Here is a 3,857-nt window from a genome sequence, read left to right as displayed (position 1 = left end):
TATAAAAGTGCTATGCAGACCTCGTAAACACCTATGCATCTTTTTTATCTGCTAAATTGTCATATTTAACCTGTATTTTTTGTTAAATAATATATTTACAACAAACACTTACAAGTGATATTTTGACGAAGAAACTTACAAGAAAGCAGGAGGTTATCCTGCTGCTAATCAATAAGCTGTTACGTGCTAAGGATTCACAGTGTCATCTGAAGATTGGTACAGAAATGAAAATTGGAACGCCTCTATCGAAGAGCATTTCTATTCGAAATTGAAGCGAACGAGAACGCAGCGAGATCAATATTTAGTAATCCAAGCTCTCACTTTGGCTGATACTTATCCAGAAGTATCACTTCGCTTGGTCAATGAATACTTCGAATCAAGAAAAGACCAATTTGATGACATTCGTGCGTTATTGGCAAAAGCAAACGCGTGTAAGACGCTAAACGATCTGGATGGGTGTATCTCTGCTTTCAAAGAAGTGCTTGGTAGGGAAAGAGAATTCCCAAACTACCAGACTGGGGTGTACCTTGATTATCCATATTTGGTGGCAACTCAAAAAATTGAAAACGAGTACGCCAATGCCGTCGATGTGCTTAATGAGCATGTTGATAGGCTTACGTTTCCTCTTGACTATTACAAGTGGCATGCTTCTAAAGCATTGATCAATAATGATGGTTCAGAAGCTCAAAAGGCGCTTGATGCGGCTAAAGTTAAGAGATCAGGGTTTCGCTTTCATCAAGATGTTGGCTTGGTGGGTAAAGAACATGAAAAAACAATCAAACATCTGTGCAAAATCAGCACGTAACAAATGGCTGCTTGGGACTGCATTACGCTGCGCTCCATGCAGCCCCAGAGCCAAGCGTTAGCTGTACATGACGAAACTTAAGAGATCGCTATATATTTTAGAGTTTATGATTGGCTTCGCGCCATCTTTGCTTATTCTCACTTTAGGAGTGATTTTTAGTCCTGCAATTCTAATAGGTTTATTTGCTGGGCATTCGTCATCTATATTGTTTGCTTTCTTAGTTGCTGGAGGCTTGCTTGGATTCTGGGGAGCAATAAGTTTACTTGTATTAACTTTGCACCCTGAGCAAGAAAATACGAAACCTAAAAGGCTCAAAATATATATAGTGTTAGGTGTTTTATCTTCGGCAGTGGCAAGTTACTCTGTTGGTGGTACAAGCTTGTATTTGTTGCCTTTTATTATCGCTCCGTTATTTGTAACGCTACATTTGGTGTTCGTACAAAGACATTATTTGGGTGGTAGTACAGCTAACAAGTAACTAAAGCGGGACTGCTAACAGTTGGCTCAGTTCCACTTCGTTTCACATTTTAGCCAACAATTATCAGCCCCTTAGTTGGGCGTTATATGCCTAAGGAGTTATTAAGAATATGGATTATCTATTCGTTAGTATTGTAGCTCTTGTTTCTCTAAACTTTTCTGTGAGTATTTATCTTTTTAAACGTAGTGACTTGAACCGTTTCCAGAAAATTGCGCAGGTAATAGTTGTTTGGTTGATTCCTTTTTTTGGTGCTATTGGTTTATGGTTGTTTAATCGTAGTCATGATTCTGATAACAATAAACCAAGTGGTGGTTCGTTTGGCGGCGGTTCACAAGACAGTATCGGAGTGTCAAGTTCGGGTGATTAAATCGGCATATAACAATCCAATCAACCGGACACAAACTCGCTGGCTTTGGCTCGTACCTCGCAAGTATAGCCAACAAGTTTGTGCCGTTTATTAGAGGCGTTATGTGTTCATTAATATAAGGATGTATATATGAAGTTTGTCGTATTATGTATGTTGCTAGTCACCTCATTTAGTTCCTTCAGTAAAGACTCTAGCGGTCAGACTGATGGGATTGCTTATTCCACCGAAAATGTAGAGTACATAGATACTTCTATTGTGGTTTCTTTTGTCGATAAGGTAAATTCAGCGTGCGAAACTAGAGATGAAAAAGTATTCTTTAACCTTTTTTCCCATAAAGTTAATTTTGATTTATTTCACGATAAAGTTAATCGTAATAAAAAGTATGGCATTAGCTCTTTTAAAAAGGAAAAACTAGAGCGGTATATGTCATTAATCTGTCGCCAATTAAGTTATTCGAGTGGCTCTAAAGTCAATTTTTTTCAAAAACCTATAATGTATGAATACGGTATTATAGATTTAAAAAAACGAATAGACTCACCTGAAGATGAACCTGTTTGGTTCACACGGCTTTGTGTTTACCAAAGTGATTTGTGTACTTTATCTATACGAGCTGTTGTAGAAAATGAAGAACTTCGAATTGACGAACATTAATGGGTATGGTGGTTGAACACATAACAAGCGCTTCAAACGGAAACAATACAGCTGGCTGTTTTCACTCCGTTCAACATTTTAGCCAGCTATATTTTTCCGCTTAAGCGGGCGTTATACCAACCACATAAAGGGGTCTTATGACAATTGCAGTATTGGTTATTGATGTTCAAAGGGGGTTGTTCGATCCTGAACCTCGACCTTTTGACGTTAACAATGTATTAGAAAAAATTAATACAGTGACTAACTGGGCTAGAAATTCTGATTATCCAGTTATATATATCCAGCATGAACAAGCTGAAAGCATAATGGAATATGAAAGCAAAGGTTGGCAGTTACAAGGCGACTTGGTTATTAAAGAAAGTGATATTGTTGTGCGTAAGACTACGCCTGACTCATTTTTGAGAACTAACTTAGAAAGTGTTCTTAAAAGAAACAAAGTGGAGCACTTAATCGTAGTTGGTTATGCATCAGAGTTTTGTGTAGACACGACCGTTAGACGAGCTGCAAGCTTAGGCTATTCTATCGAATTGGTTTCTGATGCGCATACTACGCATAACAAAGAACATGCATCAGGAGAAGCAATTCGTATGCACCACAATTGTACATTGCCAGAGGTTACAAGTTTTGGCGTGAAAATTACAGCAATTCAAACTAGTGAACTGGTAAAGTTGGTATAACAAGTCGTTCAACTGGACGCATAACGGTTGTCATTGTTTTTGCAAAAGAAAAGGCGCAAAAACAAAGCCAACCTACGCGCCAGTTAACAAGGGCGTTATGTGCCTACAATCATCGAGCCCTAAATATGGATGAGTTGATCAGATCACTAGATGTGCCAATTATTAGAAATATCGAAAGTGAATCTAAATGGTCTTATGAGGAAAACTCAGATCAAATACTCGAAGCCATCAATTACCATTGCCAAGGAAACTTTGTATCCGAGTATATGCGGCATCAGTTATCAAGAATGCTTTATCAAGGTTACCTTGTAATAAATGACCTTACTTTTGCATCACCAATTAGATCTGTTTATGAAGTTATGGAGCAAGTATGTAAGGCTGGTATTTCTAGAGGTATCTTGAAAAATATATCTAAGAAAGTCGGGTTCGATGTAAACCATGCTCATTTTGCTCAGTCGTCATGCATTACTGAAAACTGGGTAAATCATGCAAGAAAGACAAAGTTAGCAAGTCAACCTCTGTCTAGCGAGGTTATGTACAAATCATTGATTTCGTCTCTTTCAAAGAAAAACAAAACTGGAGAGTGGGTAGTTTACAGTCAGGCAGGTCAAGAAATAAAATTCTGGTGCATTTGGCTTCACGAAGCTGGTGATGATAATTTAATAAATGTAATCAATAGCCAATGCACATAACAAACGCAGTCTGTCGGAGCGCCTTTTCGTTCCTTCGTCACTACAAGGCGCCCGCAGCTGCTGGCGTTAGTTGCACAAGGATACAGTGTTGAATCAAAGTATTGAGCCGAAAAAAGAAGATTGGTTTTTTCTCTATATTCTTCCCGCATTCTTTTTAGGAATGGCGGGCTATTCAATCATTATGCTT

The 3,857-nt window shown here is 38.2% G+C and carries 6 protein-coding genes; all 6 read left to right on the top strand.

Translation table 11 applies throughout. From position 1 onward, the window contains the following. Window positions 1–199: 199 nt before the first annotated feature. The 6 genes from H5123_RS20210 (at window position 200) to H5123_RS20185 (ending at window position 3,670) form a co-directional block, all read left to right on the top strand. A complete protein-coding gene (locus H5123_RS20210) occupies window positions 200–805 on the top strand; it encodes a hypothetical protein (RefSeq protein WP_182699080.1) in 606 nt (201 codons plus the stop codon). 67 nt (window positions 806–872) lie between these two features. After that, window positions 873–1,283, top strand: coding sequence for a hypothetical protein (locus H5123_RS20205; protein ID WP_182699079.1), 411 nt, complete (start codon window positions 873–875; stop codon window positions 1,281–1,283). Window positions 1,284–1,392: 109 nt separating this feature from the next. Beyond that, window positions 1,393–1,650 (top strand): hypothetical protein, encoded by a 258-nt coding sequence (locus H5123_RS20200; protein ID WP_124018421.1) that lies wholly within the window; start codon window positions 1,393–1,395, stop codon window positions 1,648–1,650. Window positions 1,651–1,779: 129 nt separating this feature from the next. Next, window positions 1,780–2,301, top strand: coding sequence for a hypothetical protein (locus H5123_RS20195; RefSeq protein ID WP_182699078.1), 522 nt, complete (start codon window positions 1,780–1,782; stop codon window positions 2,299–2,301). Window positions 2,302–2,438: 137 nt separating this feature from the next. Further along, on the top strand, window positions 2,439–2,978 hold the full coding sequence (locus tag H5123_RS20190; protein ID WP_182699077.1) for a cysteine hydrolase family protein: 540 nt from the start codon (window positions 2,439–2,441) through the stop codon (window positions 2,976–2,978). 125 nt (window positions 2,979–3,103) lie between these two features. Beyond that, window positions 3,104–3,670, top strand: a complete 567-nt coding sequence (locus H5123_RS20185) for a hypothetical protein (protein ID WP_182699076.1) — start codon at window positions 3,104–3,106, stop codon at window positions 3,668–3,670. The last annotated feature ends 187 nt before the right edge of the window (window positions 3,671–3,857 follow it).

The organism is Shewanella sp. SR43-4 (genome assembly GCF_014163845.1).
Classification (GTDB): domain Bacteria; phylum Pseudomonadota; class Gammaproteobacteria; order Enterobacterales; family Shewanellaceae; genus Shewanella; species Shewanella vesiculosa.
Note: the sequence above shows the minus strand (reverse complement) of the source record. Positions and strands in the feature narration are given on the sequence as shown.

Excerpts from the sequence above, each read along its gene's own strand:
- H5123_RS20205 (WP_182699079.1), top strand. The coding sequence starts at position 873 with ATGACGAAACTTAAGAGATCGCTATATATTTTAGAGTTTATGATTGGC.
- H5123_RS20200 (WP_124018421.1), top strand. The coding sequence starts at position 1,393 with ATGGATTATCTATTCGTTAGTATTGTAGCTCTTGTTTCTCTAAACTTT.
- H5123_RS20195 (WP_182699078.1), top strand. The coding sequence starts at position 1,780 with ATGAAGTTTGTCGTATTATGTATGTTGCTAGTCACCTCATTTAGTTCC.
- H5123_RS20190 (WP_182699077.1), top strand. The coding sequence starts at position 2,439 with ATGACAATTGCAGTATTGGTTATTGATGTTCAAAGGGGGTTGTTCGAT.
- H5123_RS20185 (WP_182699076.1), top strand. The coding sequence starts at position 3,104 with ATGGATGAGTTGATCAGATCACTAGATGTGCCAATTATTAGAAATATC.